Origin of the sequence: Burkholderia ambifaria AMMD (assembly GCF_000203915.1) — a bacterium.
Taxonomy (GTDB): Bacteria; Pseudomonadota; Gammaproteobacteria; order Burkholderiales; family Burkholderiaceae; genus Burkholderia; species Burkholderia ambifaria.
In genome coordinates this window covers 1388874-1402877 of the sequence record NC_008390.1, presented here as the reverse complement: position 1 = coordinate 1402877, position 14004 = coordinate 1388874, and the positions used below count along the sequence as shown (strand labels likewise).

Annotated in this window: 14 protein-coding genes; 4 read left to right on the top strand and 10 right to left on the bottom strand. The window is 68.0% G+C overall.

Going from position 1 to position 14004, the window contains the following annotated elements:
• Window positions 1-15: 15 nt before the first annotated feature.
• The 3 genes from BAMB_RS06485 to BAMB_RS06475 all read right to left on the bottom strand — a co-directional run bounded on the left by BAMB_RS06485 (window position 16) and on the right by BAMB_RS06475 (window position 2396).
• Complete coding sequence (locus tag BAMB_RS06485; protein WP_011656603.1) at window positions 16-486, bottom strand: NUDIX hydrolase; 471 nt, start codon at window positions 484-486, stop codon at window positions 16-18.
• 10 nt (window positions 487-496) lie between these two features.
• A complete protein-coding gene (locus BAMB_RS06480) occupies window positions 497-883 on the bottom strand; it encodes a hypothetical protein (protein ID WP_011656602.1) in 387 nt (128 codons plus the stop codon).
• Between the two features lie 127 nt (window positions 884-1010).
• Window positions 1011-2396 carry a cytochrome-c peroxidase gene (locus BAMB_RS06475; RefSeq protein ID WP_041491344.1) on the bottom strand — a complete coding sequence of 462 codons (1386 nt, stop codon included), beginning with the start codon at window positions 2394-2396 and terminating at the stop codon, window positions 1011-1013.
• 209 nt (window positions 2397-2605) lie between these two features.
• Between BAMB_RS06475 and BAMB_RS06470 the strand changes: the two genes are divergently transcribed.
• Complete coding sequence (locus BAMB_RS06470) at window positions 2606-4207, top strand: acid phosphatase (RefSeq protein WP_011656600.1); 1602 nt, start codon at window positions 2606-2608, stop codon at window positions 4205-4207.
• 103 nt (window positions 4208-4310) lie between these two features.
• Here BAMB_RS06470 and BAMB_RS06465 read toward each other — a convergent pair whose 3' ends face one another.
• From BAMB_RS06465 to BAMB_RS06440, 6 genes are read right to left on the bottom strand one after another with little or no spacing between them, the layout of a single operon-like run.
• A complete protein-coding gene (locus BAMB_RS06465) occupies window positions 4311-5855 on the bottom strand; it encodes an alginate export family protein (protein WP_011656599.1) in 1545 nt (514 codons plus the stop codon).
• Window positions 5852-6547 carry a YoaK family protein gene (locus BAMB_RS06460; protein ID WP_011656598.1) on the bottom strand — a complete coding sequence of 232 codons (696 nt, stop codon included), beginning with the start codon at window positions 6545-6547 and terminating at the stop codon, window positions 5852-5854. Before BAMB_RS06460 ends, BAMB_RS06465 begins: the two co-directional genes overlap by 4 nt.
• The gene (locus BAMB_RS06455; RefSeq protein ID WP_011656597.1) at window positions 6544-7458 is read right to left on the bottom strand and encodes a VOC family protein; all 915 of its coding nucleotides are present in this window, start codon (window positions 7456-7458) and stop codon (window positions 6544-6546) included. Before BAMB_RS06455 ends, BAMB_RS06460 begins: the two co-directional genes overlap by 4 nt.
• Window positions 7459-7511: 53 nt before the next feature.
• On the bottom strand, window positions 7512-7958 hold the full coding sequence (locus BAMB_RS06450; protein WP_011656596.1) for a DoxX family protein: 447 nt from the start codon (window positions 7956-7958) through the stop codon (window positions 7512-7514).
• Window position 7959: 1 nt separating this feature from the next.
• Window positions 7960-9852 (bottom strand): amidohydrolase, encoded by a 1893-nt coding sequence (locus tag BAMB_RS06445; protein ID WP_011656595.1) that lies wholly within the window; start codon window positions 9850-9852, stop codon window positions 7960-7962.
• 19 nt (window positions 9853-9871) lie between these two features.
• Window positions 9872-10039 carry a DUF1427 family protein gene (locus BAMB_RS06440; RefSeq protein ID WP_011656594.1) on the bottom strand — a complete coding sequence of 56 codons (168 nt, stop codon included), beginning with the start codon at window positions 10037-10039 and terminating at the stop codon, window positions 9872-9874.
• 101 nt (window positions 10040-10140) lie between these two features.
• On the opposite strand from BAMB_RS06440, the gene BAMB_RS06435 reads away from it, so the two are divergent.
• Window positions 10141-11064, top strand: a complete 924-nt coding sequence (locus tag BAMB_RS06435; RefSeq protein WP_041491149.1) for a LysR family transcriptional regulator — start codon at window positions 10141-10143, stop codon at window positions 11062-11064.
• A 79-nt stretch (window positions 11065-11143) separates the two neighbouring features.
• Here BAMB_RS06435 and BAMB_RS06430 read toward each other — a convergent pair whose 3' ends face one another.
• The gene (locus BAMB_RS06430; RefSeq protein WP_011656592.1) at window positions 11144-11830 is read right to left on the bottom strand and encodes a hydrolase; all 687 of its coding nucleotides are present in this window, start codon (window positions 11828-11830) and stop codon (window positions 11144-11146) included.
• A 274-nt stretch (window positions 11831-12104) separates the two neighbouring features.
• On the opposite strand from BAMB_RS06430, the gene BAMB_RS06425 reads away from it, so the two are divergent.
• Together BAMB_RS06425 and BAMB_RS06420 are read left to right on the top strand one after the other, a co-directional pair.
• Complete coding sequence (locus BAMB_RS06425; protein ID WP_011656591.1) at window positions 12105-12365, top strand: XapX domain-containing protein; 261 nt, start codon at window positions 12105-12107, stop codon at window positions 12363-12365.
• A 25-nt stretch (window positions 12366-12390) separates the two neighbouring features.
• Window positions 12391-13971, top strand: coding sequence for a cation:proton antiporter (locus BAMB_RS06420; protein WP_011656590.1), 1581 nt, complete (start codon window positions 12391-12393; stop codon window positions 13969-13971).
• The last annotated feature ends 33 nt before the right edge of the window (window positions 13972-14004 follow it).

Genomic DNA, 14004 nt, shown 5'->3' with positions numbered 1-14004 from the left:
TCGAAGCAACAGCGCTCACCCGCCCGTCAACCGCCGATGCAGATCCGCGAGCGACAGCGTCGTGCGAAACAGCCGCGCGAGGCTGCGGCTCGCATACGTATCGACGTCGGCGGGCGCCGTCCAGCGATACGCGTCCATCTCGGGAATCAGCGAGCCGTCGCGACGGCTCGGGAACAGCGACGTGCACGTGCAGTGCGCGGGATCGATCTCGTCGTCGGCGACCTGCACCGCGAACAGGTGCAGGTCCTTGTCGTGACGGTACGCGAAGCGGCCGAGATCGACGAGGCGTGCCGGCGCGAATTCGATGCCGGTTTCCTCGCGCAGCTCCCGCAGCGCCGCGTCGGCCGGCGATTCGCCCGGCTCGCCCTGCCCCTTCGGGATGTCCCAGTGCGTGGTATCCGTCGCATGCGCGAGGAATACGCGGCCGGCCCCGTCGAGAATCACGACGCCGCACGATACCGTGCGCGGCGCACCACTGCGCTTCATCGCACCGCGCTCAGCGTTTCTGCAGTTGCCACTTGCCCGCGGCGGTCTTGCAGAAGACCGGCTTGAGCGTCATCGACTGGCCCTTCGCGGTGATTTCGGTCGCGATTTCGCGGCAGGTCTTGCCGTCGGTTTCGGACGTCGACGGCGTGAGCTTCGCATCGATCTGCGTGCCGCGGCCGTTGCTCTGCCACGTCGTGGTTTCGCCGTCCTTGCCTTCGTCGCGCACCTGCGCGACGGCCTTGGTCAGCGACGCGCGGTCGGTCTTGCTGAAGTAGGTCAGCGGCGTGTCGTTCAGGAAGCCCAGGTTGCTTTGTGCGTGGGCGGGCAGCATCGCGGCTGCGCACGCGGCGCCGGCCAGCACGCGCGTGACGATGGAAAGGGATGCACGCATCGACATGTGTTGTTCTCCTTGGATGTTCGATCGAACGGCGTGGCGCGCGGCCGGCGAACCGGGGGCCGGCCATCCGGCACGCGCCACGCCCGTCAGCGAGCGAGCATAGCATGCGTGCCGCAAGGAACGCCTTCTAGCGCGCAGCCGACTCGGCCGCCGGTTGATATCCGTCGGTCAGCGTGTTCAGGAACGCGATCACGTCCTTGATCTCGGCCGCGTTCAGCGCAGGTGCGTCGCCGCGCTTGCGATCGAACGGCGGCTCGCGGTTGATGTTCGGCCAGTAGCGCTTCGGCAGATCGTCGTACACCTGCACCTTGCCGTGCACGACCGGATAGAACTTCTCCGGATGGATGTCGCGCTCGACGTAGAAGCGCATCACGTCCTCGAGCGAGTGGTACACGCCGTTGTGGAAGAACGTCTTGCGCAGCGCGACGTTGCGCAGCGACGGCGTGCGGAACAGCCCGCAGAATTCGTCGCGGCCCTTCAGGTCGGTGCGCTCGGGGCCGCACGCGCCGAGATCGTGGAAGCGCGGATCGCGATTGACCGGCAGCGCGCGGTTGCGCGGCACCGCGATCGCGATCAGGCCGAAATCGCTGAACTGCGGCGGCGTGCCGTCGAGCGCGCGCTGGCTGATGTGGCAGCTCGCGCAATTACCCTTCTTCTCGTCGTTGAACAGTTGCAGCCCGCGCAGTTCGGCCGGCGTGAGCGGGGCCCGCCCGGCGAGGTACGCGTCGTACTTGCTCGAATACGGCGAGAACAGCTCGGGGGTCTGCTCGAACGTCTCGAGCGCGCGCAGCACGGCCTTGAACGTCGCCGCGTCGTCGTCGAGCACCTGCACGCCGAACACCGCGCGGAACTCGTCCGCATACGGCGCGGCCTTCACGGCCCGTGCGACCTTCGCGGGCGTGCTGTTCATCTCGAACGGCGACGTGAGCGGAATGCGCGCCTGCTCGGCGCCCGTGTCGACGCGGCCGTCCCACGTGAGGCCACCGGTCGGGCCCGCATCGACGCTCTCGTCGCCTTCGTCGTCGGAGTCGTGGAAGTGCTCGGTGAACTGCGGCACGCCCTGCAGATACTTGAGCGACGGCACCGCGCGAAAGCCCGAGCGCTTCATGTCGTCGCCGCCGAACTGCACGGCCAGCGCATTCGGCGGACCGAACGCGTGCTCGGGGCTGTGACACGACGCGCACGCGAGCTTGCCGGAACCTGACAGCGTAGGGTCGAAGAAAAGTTGCTTCCCGAGCGCCGTCATCCGGCGCACGCCTTCGTAAACCTGCGCGCGGGTCTGCGGCTGGTTCGCGGCGACGACCGGGCCGCTCGCGGCGATCGTTGCGGACGCAACCTGCTGCGAGGCACCCGATGCCTGCGAGGCGACGGCGGCCTGTGCGTTCGACGCACCGGCATCCGGCTGTGCGTCACAGCCGGCAAGGGTGGCAAGCGCGGCGGCCAGCGCGAGTGCGCCGCTCAGATGCAGCCACGCGCGCACACACGCGCCGGCTGCCGGTTGGCGAGACTTCATCGATTCGTCGGAAAGTAGGTTCATGAGCGGGCGGAGTTTATGTCAGCCGCATGACCATTCCATGACGGCCTACTGACAGGCAATCGAAAGCACCCCTACACCCGCCTGTCAAATCACGCCCCCAAAATGCGCACTGCCGGACACACGACGGTCACCTTCGGGAACCGGCCGCACACGGATGCTCCGGTCCCCCACGCGACAAGAGAGAGATGAGAGTAGAACGTATGAAAACCCACGCCTGGATTCGCTTTACGCCGCTCGCGATTGCCGCGGCCGTCGCCCTCACCGCCTGCGGCGGCGACGACGTACAGCAGCAAGGTCTGTCGACGGTGAAGAACGTCGTCGTGATCTACGCGGAAAACCGCAGCTTCGACAACCTGTACGGCAACTTTCCGGGCGCTAACGGCCTGCAGAACGTGACGGCTGCCAGCGCGCAGCAGAAGGACCGCAACGGCCAGCCGCTCGCGACGCTGCCGAAGGTCTGGGGCGGCCTGACCGCGAAGGGCGTGACGCCGGCCGTGACCGAGGCGATGACGGCCAACCTGCCGAACGCGCCGTTCGCGATCGATGATCCGAACGGCTTCAACACGCCGATGAGCGTGACGACGCGCGACCTGTATCACCGCTTCTACGAGAACCAGATGCAGATCAACGGCGGCAAGAACGACATGTTCGCCGCGTGGGCCGATTCCGGCGGTCTCGTGATGGGCCACTACACGCCCGACGCGACGAAGCTGCCGCTGTGGAAGATCGCGCAGCAGTTCACGCTCGCCGACAACTTCTTCATGGGCGCGTTCGGCGGCTCGTTCCTGAACCACCAGTACCTGATCTGCGCGTGCGCGCCGTTCTACGCGAACGCGGACAAGAGCCCGGCGGCCGGTTCGATCTCGGCCGTCGCCGCCGACGGCAAGTCGCTGCAGCTCGCGAGCAACTCGCCGGCGTCCGCGCTCGACGGGACGCCGAAGTTCGTGAACTCGGGCAACCTGACGCCGGACTTCTACGCGATCAACACGATGCAGCCGCCGTACCAGCCGAGCGGCAACAAGGCCGCGGCGGGCGGCGATGCGAACCTCGCGGATCCGTCGGCGCCGACCACGCTGCCGCCGCAGACGCAACAGAACATCGGCGACCTGCTGAACAACGCGGGCGTGTCGTGGGCGTGGTATGGCGGTGCGTGGAACCAGGCGCTGCAGGCCGCGCAGAGCGGCACCGCGAACGTGATCTACGGCCCGAACATGACGGCGCCGAACTTCCAGCCGCACCATCAGCCGTTCAACTACTACGCGAACCAGGCGCCGGGCAGCACGAACCGCGCGCAGCACCTGCTCGACGGCGGCACGGACGGCAGCGAGTTCCTCAAGGCGATCGACGCGGGCACGCTGCCGCAAGTCGCGTTCTACAAGCCGCAGGGCAACCTGAACGAACACCCGGGCTACACGGACGTCGCGAGCGGCGACCAGCACATCGCGAACGTGCTCGCGCACCTGCAGGCGAGCCCGCAGTGGAAGAACATGGTCGTGGTCGTCACGTACGACGAAAACGGCGGGTTCTGGGATCACGTGGCGCCGCCGAAGGGCGACCGCTGGGGCCCGGGCACGCGGATTCCGGCGCTGATCGTGTCGCCGTTCTCGAAGAAGGGTTTCGTCGACCATACGCAGTACGACACCGCGTCGATCCTGCGCTTCATCACGCGCCGCTTCTCGCTGCCGCGCCTGGCAGGCCTGCAGCAACGCGACGACGCGCTGAAGGCGAACGGCGCGCAACCGATGGGCGACCTGACGAACGCGCTCGCGCTGTCGCCGAACCTGTAACGGCATCGCCATCACCGCGAACGGGCCGGCCATGCCGCCGGCCCGGACGAACGAAGGGCGACCCTGCTCACGCGGGGTCGCCCTTTTTCATGCGCCGTGCGCGCTACCACCCATACTTCAGCTCAACACCGACGTAGTCCGCGTTGTGCCCGCCCGCCTGCCGGATCGCGTCGCCGACCTGGAAATGCACGGCCTCGACCGCGCCGATCAGGTTCGCGGCGATCGTCCAGTCCGCGCGCAGCTGCACGTACATCCCCGTCCATGAGCCGCCCTTGCCGGCGGTGCCAGGCACCGCGACGTTCGCCTGCTGATAGACGGCGTCGCCGGTCGTCTCGCGCCACTGGAAGCCGAGTGCGCCGAGCAGCGACAGGTTCGGCGCCGGCTTCAGCGTCACCGACGGCTTCACGTGGATCAGGTTCGAGTAGCCCGTGAAGCCGGCCAGCGTGAAGTAATAGCCGTTCGGAAACAGCGGGTTGAAGGTGCCGACGCGGCCGTCGTGCGGATGCCGGTCGCCCGATGCCGCATCGACCTGGAGCGCAACACGTGGGGACCACGGCATGTCGAGCTTGTAGCCCGCGATCGAGCCGACGGCCCACGCGCCGATCGTGTTGTTGCCGACCGTCCCGCTCTGCAGCATCGTCTCGAGATCCCAGTCGAAACGGCCCTGCGTGCCCGAGTAGCGCAGATCCCACACGTCGCGATGCTCGGGGCCGCTCGCATCGAGAAAGCGCGCGTTCTTGCGGTTGTACCGCGACCAGTAGCCGGACAGGTCGCCCGGCCCGATCGACTGCCGCTCGAAGCGCAAGCCGCTGAACGTGAGATTGCGATTGGACACGTCGTCGAAATCGGATGCGTTGCGGTTCTGCACCGGCTGCGTCGCATAGCCGATGAAGCGCCACTTCCCGTATTCGTAATCGGCCCACACCGCATCGAACGATTGCCGCACGTTCGGGCCGTCGCGCGCGGCGATGAAGCGCTGCAAGTCGAACGCCATCTCCTGCCGGCCGACGCGGACCTTGACCGTGCCGCCGCCGAGCTCACCCGTGTAGGTCGCGAACGCCTGCTCGAGATCGAGCGGGTTCCGGTCGACCGGCGACACCGTGTTCTTGCCGAACGCGCGCGCGTCCTGCAATTGCACGAAGAACTGCCAGTGCTGGCCGAGATGCGCATCGGCATGCACCTCGACGCGCTGGATCAGGTAGGTATCCGATTGCGCGGAGCCGATCCCGAACAGCGGCGCGTCGTTGGTCTCCAGCCGCTCGCGCAGGTTCACGCCGAGCGAAAGATAGGATGACGGATCATTGCCGAGCGGAATGTATTTCAGCCCGTCGAGCGGCGCGCGCGGCACACACGGATTCGCGAGCACCGACCAGTCTTCCTGCCAGCGGTTGAACAGCACCGTCGGCCGCTTGGCCGTGCAGGTCGATGCAGTGGTCGCCACGGGTGTCGTTGCCGATGTAGAAACCGATGGCGCAGTCGAAGCCGGCGCCGGTTCTTGCGCCGGCGTCGAGGTCGATGCTGCCGGCGTCTGCGCGAACGCCGCGTCGGCGCCCGCGACCAACAGCCCCGCGACGATCGACAGGCGTGCGGCCCGCGCGAAGCGGCGGCCGTGACGTGTCCGGTGCCTGCCCGCCTCTCGCCCGATCATGCGCGCTCCTGCGTGGCCGGCGCGGCCGCTTGTGACGAACCCAGCGCAAGCGTCGCCAGCGCGCACACCGGCGCGAGCAGCGCCGCAAAGCCGATGTAACGGAACCCGAGCGCACCGCCGGCCGCGCCGAGCGCGAACGCGACGATCGCCGGCAGCATCTTGCCGAAGCGTGCGCGCGCGGCCACGCGGGCGCTGTCCGTCGTGCCGGCCGACAGCAGATCGACGACATCGAGGATCGCCTGCGTGACGTTGCCCGTCATCACCGTGTTCGGCACGCCGGCGCGCGCCATCACGCGCGGATGCGCGTTCTGCACGCCCATCGCGAACGTACCGACGATGCCGGCCACGAGCACCGGCAGGCTGTCGGATTGCGTGACGGGCGTCGCCCACAGGCCGGCCAGGCAGAAGCCGAGCAGCAGCACGGCCTGCACCGTGTGCAGTGCGCGCGTGCCCTGCCAGCCGGGCCGCCCGGACATCGACCGCGCGATCAGGCTCGCCGCGACGACGCCGCACACGAACGCGGGAAACACGCTGAGCTTCAGCACCACGCCCTGGCCGAAGCCCGCGATGCCCGCGCCGATCAGCACGAAGTTGCCGGTCACGTGTGCGGTGAACAGCCCGAACAGCGCGACGAAGCTCAGCGTGTCGACGAAGCCGGCCACCGCGGCAAGGATCGTGTCCTCGTGCTTCATCGCGCCGCGCTCGCGTGGATCTCGGCGACGTAGCCACCCGGGAACTGCACGAGCGCCGCGTCGCGGCCGTCCGATGCGAACGGCGGCACGAGCACGGTCACGCCGGCGGCTTCGGCCTTCTTCAGCGTTGCGGCGAGGTCAGGCACTTCGTAGCCGGTCATCTCGCGCCCGAACGGGTACGGCAGGCTACCGTCCGTCACGAGCACGGTCATCTTGCCGAAGCCCGATTCGATGCGGATGCGGCGGAACGTGTCGTTCGGACGACCGATCTCGACGCCCGGCGCCTTCAGGTTGTCGGACACGACCTTGCCCTTCGAGAACTTCACGAAGTCGTGCACGAACTTGCGCACGCTTTGCGGCGACACGTACACGCGATTCTCGGGAATGGTCTGCAACGCGTCGTAGTGCGGCGCCTGGGTATGCCAGTAGAGCTGCATCTTCACGCCGCCCGTCCACGCGATGATCGCGTCGCGGCCGATCGGATCGGGGAACGTGTCGACGATCACGTCCGCGCCGTGCTCACGCGCCGACTTCACCGCGACGTCCATGTCGGTGACGAGATAACCGGTGCGCTCCCCGCAGAACGGATACGGGATGGGCGTCTTGAAGCCGAACACCGACACCGTGCCGACCGGCGTGAGCACGAGCTGCGACATCGTCTGGCTCGGCGTCGGCGTGACCTGGAACACGCCCTGCTTCGACTTCTTGCCGCCGAACGTCGCGACGAAGCTGTCGGTAAAGCGGTCGAAATCTTCCGGCGCGACGCACACGTGCGTGGTGTCGTACTGCGGACCGACGGCCAGCGTCGGCGTGACCGCGGGCGGCACCGGCGGTTTCGCGAACGCGGCGGGCGCGGCGACGAGACCGCAGGCAATCGTCAGCGCCAGCAGCGCGGAACGAAGGGTTTTCATAACGGAGGTCCTTGTTGTTTGATCAGAGGATGGATCGGCTTGGGCAATCCCGGTCACACGCGGCCGTTGTCGGCCAGTTGCCGCGCATCGTCGACGATGGTCGCGAGCACGAGTGCCGCGATCAGCCCGAGATGCTCAAAAAAGCTGTTCAGCGCCATGAAATGGTCGGCGCCCGAGCGATTCCAGAAATCGTTCGCCACGACCATCGCGACCAGCGTCAGCATCCCGAGGCTGCCCGCGCCGAGCCACGTGAAGCGGCGAAACACCACGCACAGCGAGCCGCCGATCTCGACCGCAATCGCCAGCGCCGCCCACAGCGCGGGCGGGTGCAGGCCGAAATGCGCCTGCTCCGCGATCGCATCGCCGAAGTGCATCGCCTTGTTCACCCCGCCGATCAGGAACGCGGAAACGAGCGCGAGCCGAACCAGCGCGCCGACCCATGGCTGGGAAAGAAGCGCGCGAATCCACCCGGGGCTACATCGGCCGGTCAGGGTCGTCATGTCAGACCGCCCAGCACGAACAGCCGAACGCGCCCCAGAAGCCCTTCGCGTCCGACGTCGGCAACGTGCGGCCCCATGCGTTCGCATGTGCGTGGCCGTGCATCCCGCACGCGGTCGAACAACCGCACGCGGCAGCGGCCGCTGCTGCGCGCTGCAGCGGCGCGCCCTCGCGCTGCGTCGCGCCCCAGCCGCCATAGCCGCCGTACGCGCGCACCGGCGACCAGTCCGGCATCGCCGGCGGAATCGGCATATCGTGCGACGCGAACGGCCCGGCACCCCACACGATCCGCCCGCCGACCACCGTCAGCAACGCGGTCGTGTCGGCGATATCGTCCTCCGCGCACGTGAAGAAATCGCGGTCGGGGACCATCAGGTCTGCCAACTGCCCGACCGCGATGCGGCCCTTCTTGCCCACTTCGTTCGAGAACCACGTCACGTACTCGGTCCACATGCGCAGCGCGGTTTCGCGATCGAGCAGGTTGCGCTGCGGATACAGGCGCGTGCCGCCGACCGTCTTGCCCGTCACGAGCCACGCGAGCGACACCCACGGGTTGTACGACGCCACCCGCGTCGCGTCCGTGCCGGCCGACACCTTGATGCCCTTGGACAGCATCTTCGCGACCGGCGGCGTCGCCTCGGCCGCCTGCGCGCCATAACGCTCGACGAAATACTCGCCCTGATACGCCATCCGGTGCTGCACCGCGATGCCGCCGCCGAGCGCCGCGATCCGGTCCATCGATCGCTCGGAGATCGTTTCCGCGTGATCGAAGAACCAGTTCAGCCCTTCGAGCGGGATGTCCTCGTTGACCTTCTCGAACACGTCGAGCGCGCGGCTGATCGTTTCGTCGTAGGTCGCATGCATGCGCCACGGCCAGCGGTTCTGCGCGAGCACGCGCACGACGCCTTCGAGATCGTCCTCCATCTGCGCGGGCAGATCCGGACGCGCGACGCGGAAGTCCTCGAAGTCGGCCGCGGAAAACACCAGCATCTCGCCCGCGCCGTTGTGGCGGAAGTAGTCGGTGCCGTCGTGATACTTGACGCTCTTCGTCCAGTTCACGAAGTCTTCCTTCTCCGCGTTCGGCTTCTGCGTGAACAGGTTGTACGCGATGCGGATCGTCATCTCGCCCGCGTCGTGCAGCTGGCGGATCACTTCGTAATCGTCGGGGTAGTTCTGCGAGCCGCCGCCCGCGTCGATCACGCCCGTCACGCCGAGCCGGTTCAGCTCGCGCATGAAGTGGCGCGTCGAGTTGTACTGGTACTCGAACGGCAGCTTCGGACCCTTCGCGAGCGTCGCGTAGAGGATCGTCGCGTTCGGGTTCGCGAGCAGCAGGCCCGTCGGGTTGCCCGCGGCGTCGCGCAGGATCGTGCCGCCCGGCGGCTCCGGCGTGTCCTTCGTATAGCCGACGACGCGCAGCGCGGCCGCGTTCAGCAGCGCGCGATCGTACAGGTGCAGGATGAACACCGGCGTATCGGGCGCGGCCGCATTGAGCTCGTCGATCGTCGGCAGGCGCTTCTCGGCAAACTGATGTTCGGTGAAGCCGCCGACCACGCGCACCCATTGCGGCGCGGGCGTGATCGCGACCTGCTGCCGCAGCATCTCCATCGCGACGGCGAGCGAGCGCACGCCGTCCCAGCGCAGCTCCATGTTGTAGTTCAGGCCGCCGCGAATCACGTGCGTATGGTTGTCGGTCAGGCCCGGCAGCACCGCGCGGCCGTCGAGGTCGACGACCTTCGTTGCGCGGCCCGCGAGCGGCATCACGTCCGCGTTGCTGCCGACCGCGACGAAGCGGCCGTCCTTGATCGCCACCGCGGTGGCGACGGGGTTCGCACGATCGAGCGTCGTGATGCGCCCGTTGTGCAGGATCAGATCCGGTTGGGTATCGGTTGCGCTCATTAACATGTCCTCGAAACAGTCAGAAGCCGAGCCAGTGACGCACGGGCCCGATGGCCTGCGCGCCGACCAGCATGCCGGCAAGGCCGATCAGTGCGATCAGCGGCGGCGCCGGCGAGCGCACCTTGATCACGCTGTACACGACGCCGATCAGCAGGCCGGCCGCCAACGACGATAGATAAGATTCCATAACGATTTTTCTCCCGACCGGATTAGAATGACCCGCATCGCGTCGGCCGCATGCTTCGCTGCCTTCGCTTCCTCTTCGCTTCTCTGTCACCCTGTCCGGCCATGCAACATCTTCCTGATCTCGAAGCCTGGGCCATCTTCGCGCGCGTCGCGGAGACCGGTTCGTTCGCGAAAGCCGCGGAACTGCTCGGCATCTCGCAACCGACCGTGTCGAAGGCCATCGCGCGCCTCGAAAAACGCCTCGGCGCGATGCTGCTGTACCGCACGTCGCGCAAACTGTCGCTCACGCCGACCGGCGAGCTGCTGCGCGACCGCGCGATCCGCCTGCTCGCCGATGCGGAACTGATCGAGAGCGAGGCCTGCGCGCAAGCGCTTGAACCGCACGGCCTCGTGCGCGTGAACGCGCCGATGTCGTTCGGGCTGCGCCATCTGTCGCCGCTACTGCCCGCGTTTCTCGAACGCTATCCGCGCGTCGACATCGACCTCGTGCTGACCGACAACATCGTCGACATCGTGTCCGGCGGGTTCGACATCGCGATCCGCATCGCCGAGCTGAGCGATTCGTCGCTGCGCTCGCGCCGCCTGTGCGCGGTGCGCCGTCCGCTCGTCGCATCGCCCGCGTATCTCGAGCGGCGTGGCCGCCCGACGCATCCGCGCGACCTCGAACAGCACGTGTGCCTCACCTACACGAATCTGCCGACGCCCGAGCACTGGCGCTTTCGCAATCCGGCTTCGGGCGAGGATGTCGGCGTGTCCGTGCAGGGACGCATCCGCACCAACAATGCCGACGTGATCGCCCCTGCACTCCTCGCCGGTCACGGCCTCGCGCTGCAGCCCGAGTTCCTCGCGTGGGACGCGCTGCAGAGCGGCGAGCTCGAGGAAGTGATGCCCGAGTGGAAAATCGCCGACGTCAACGTCAACCTCGTCACGCCGCCCGGCATGCTGCGCGCCGCACGCGTGACGGTGCTGCTCGAGTTCCTCGCCGACCACTTCGCGCACGCGCCGTGGGCGTTGCCCGTGGCCTGAGCGAGCGGCGGCCTGCGAAACACCGCGGCCGCCGCATGCGTCGATCGCAGCGGCCGCGGCGAACGCGGCCTGTTGCCCGTTACTTCGCCGGAACCGGCGGAATCGACTCGTGCGGCGTCGCGGTGCGTTGCGGCGCCTTGTGGACCATCGTGTACGCGTAGTCGACGCCCATCCCGTACGCGCCCGAATGCTCCTTCGCGATCGCCATCACCGCGTCGTAGCTGTCGCGGCGTGCCCAGTCGCGTTGCCATTCGAGCAGCACCTGCTGCCACGTAACGGGAACCACGCCGGCCTGCACCATGCGCTGCATCGCGATGTCGTGCGCGGCCTGCGACGTGCCACCCGATGCGTCGGCGACCATGTAGATCTCGTAGTCGCCCTCGAGCATCGCGCACAGCGCGAACGTCGTGTTGCAGACTTCGGTCCACAGGCCCGACACGACCACCTTCTTGCGGCCGTTCGCGGCCAGTGCGTCACGCACCTTCTGGTCGTCCCACGAGTTCATCGACGTGCGTTCGAGCGTCTTCTGGTTCGGGAACACGTCGAGCAGCTCGGGATAGGTGTGGCCCGAGAAGCTGTCGCTTTCGACCGTCGTGATCGTGGTCGGGATGTTGAAGACCTTCGCGGCCTTCGCCAGGCCCACGACGTTGTTCTTCAGCACCTGGCGATCGATCGACTGCACGCCGAACGCCATCTGCGGCTGCTGGTCGATGAAGATCAGCTGGCTGTTCTGCGGGGTGAGTACTTCAAGTTTCGGATTGCTCATGGCGCGTGGAGTCCTGTGAACGAAAAAAAGGGAGGCCTGCCTCGGCCGTGAGAACGGGAGGAGCCGGAAATGCATCACGCCGGATCGTGACCCGGCGCGACGTATTTAATCGGCAAACGCTCGGCGTGACCACCCAAGAAACGGAATCGATGCCATTCCGGAAACGACGTGCGTTCGGGGCCCCTCGCTCTTTTTTTCTTCACGCAAACCCGATACGCTCTCAAGACTTTGACGGCGCTGTTGCGGCGTCGCTCGCCATCACCGGACGCTCCCCATGAAACCGTATGTCCTCTCGCTGCTCGCCGGCATCCTCGCCGGCGTCATCTACGGCGCGATCGGCGTGAACTCGCCCGCGCCGCCGATCATCGCGCTCACCGGCCTGCTCGGCATGCTGGCCGGCGAACAGATCCTGCCCGTCGCGCGGCGCATGCTCGCGGGCCACCGGCTGAACGCCGCATGGCGCGACGCGAAGTGCGGCCAGCACATGTTCGGCCCGCTGCCGGGCGGCAGCACGAACGAACGCACGCCGTCCTGATGCACGCTTCCCGCACGCACCGCGCATGAGCAACGTCGAGCTGTTCCATTACCTGCTGCTGTTGATCTGCGGCGCGGGCGCGCTCACATGGCTCGCCGAGCGGATCTCGATTCCGCCGGCCGTCGTGCTGCTGCTCGGCGGCTGTGTAGTGGCCGTTGCCGGCAAGCGCGTGCCCGACATGGACCCGGCGCTGCTGCTCGCGGCCGTGCTGCCGCCGCTCCTGATGTCGAGCGGCTTCTACACCGCGTGGAAGGAATTCCGGCACGAGCTCGCGTCGATCGCATCGCTCGCGCTCGGCGCGGTGGTGTTCACGACGGTGGCGGTCGCGCTCGCCGTGCATGCGCTCAATCCGGCGCTGCCGTGGGCCGCGTGCTTCACGCTCGGCGCGATCGTGTCGCCGCCCGACGCGGTCGCCGCGAAGGCGATCCTGCAGCGTCACCCGCTGCCCGCGCGGCTCGTCGCGGTGCTCGAAGGCGAAAGCCTCGTCAACGATGCGTCGGGCCTACTGCTGTATCAGATGGCCGTGTCGGCCGCGCTCGCCGTCACCATCACGACCGCGAGCGCCACCGGCCTGTTCTTCTCGCTCACGCTGATCGGCATCGCGGTCGGCCTCGCATGCGGCCATGCGATGTGCTGGGTGCTGCCGCGCCTGCGCGAGCCGATGCTCGGGATCGTCGTGACCTTCGCGATGGCGTGGGGCAGCTACGGGATCGCGGAAGCCGTGCACGGCTCCGGCGTGCTGTCGGTCGTGACCTGCGGCCTCGTGCTCGGCGTGCGCCAGCATCGCGTGTTCGACGCCGACCTGCGGATCAAGGCGAAGGCGACCTGGGAAGCGATCGTGTTCGTGCTCGACGCGCTGGTGTTCATCCTGATCGGCCTCGCGCTGCACGCGATCCTCGCACGCGTGAACCACGAAGGCGCGCTGCTGATGGCCGGCCTGCGCGTCGCGCTGCCGGCGACGGCCGCCGCGATCGCCGCGCGTGTCGTGTGGGTGTTCGTCGCGATGTGGCTGCCGGGCCGTCTGCGCGCACGGCGCGCGGGCCATCCGCCGTGGTCGTGGCGCGAGGCCGTCGTGCTCGGCTGGTCCGGCATGCGCGGCGTCGTGAGCCTCGCGGCCGCGATCGCGCTGCCGAGCGATTTCCCCGGCCGCGACCTGATCCTGTTCAGCACGTTCCTGCTGATCATCGCGACGCTGGTCGTGCAAGGCGGCACGCTCGCGCCGCTGATCCGCGTGCTGAAGCTGCGCCCGGCCGCGCGGCACACGATGTCCGAGCACGCGGTGCGCGCGCATACGTTCGGCGCGGCGCTCGCCGAGCTCGATGCACGCGAGCAGCGCGGCTCGGGCCTCGAACGCGCATCGCTCGACCGGCTGCTGACCGAATATCGCAGCCGCGTCGCATTCAACGAAAGCGCGCATCGCGACGGCGCGGAACCGGCGGGCGTGCGCGCGCGGATGCTGCGCGTCGAGCTCGAGCTGGTCGGCGTGTCGCGCGACGCGCTGCTCGACCTGCACCGCGACGGCCGGGTCGACGACGCGGTGCTGCACCGCATAGAATCGGAGCTGGATTTCGAGGAACTGCGGCTGCAGCGTCTGCTCGAACCGTAACGCCGGGCCGGCAGCCGGCCCGCCTCCCCTTTC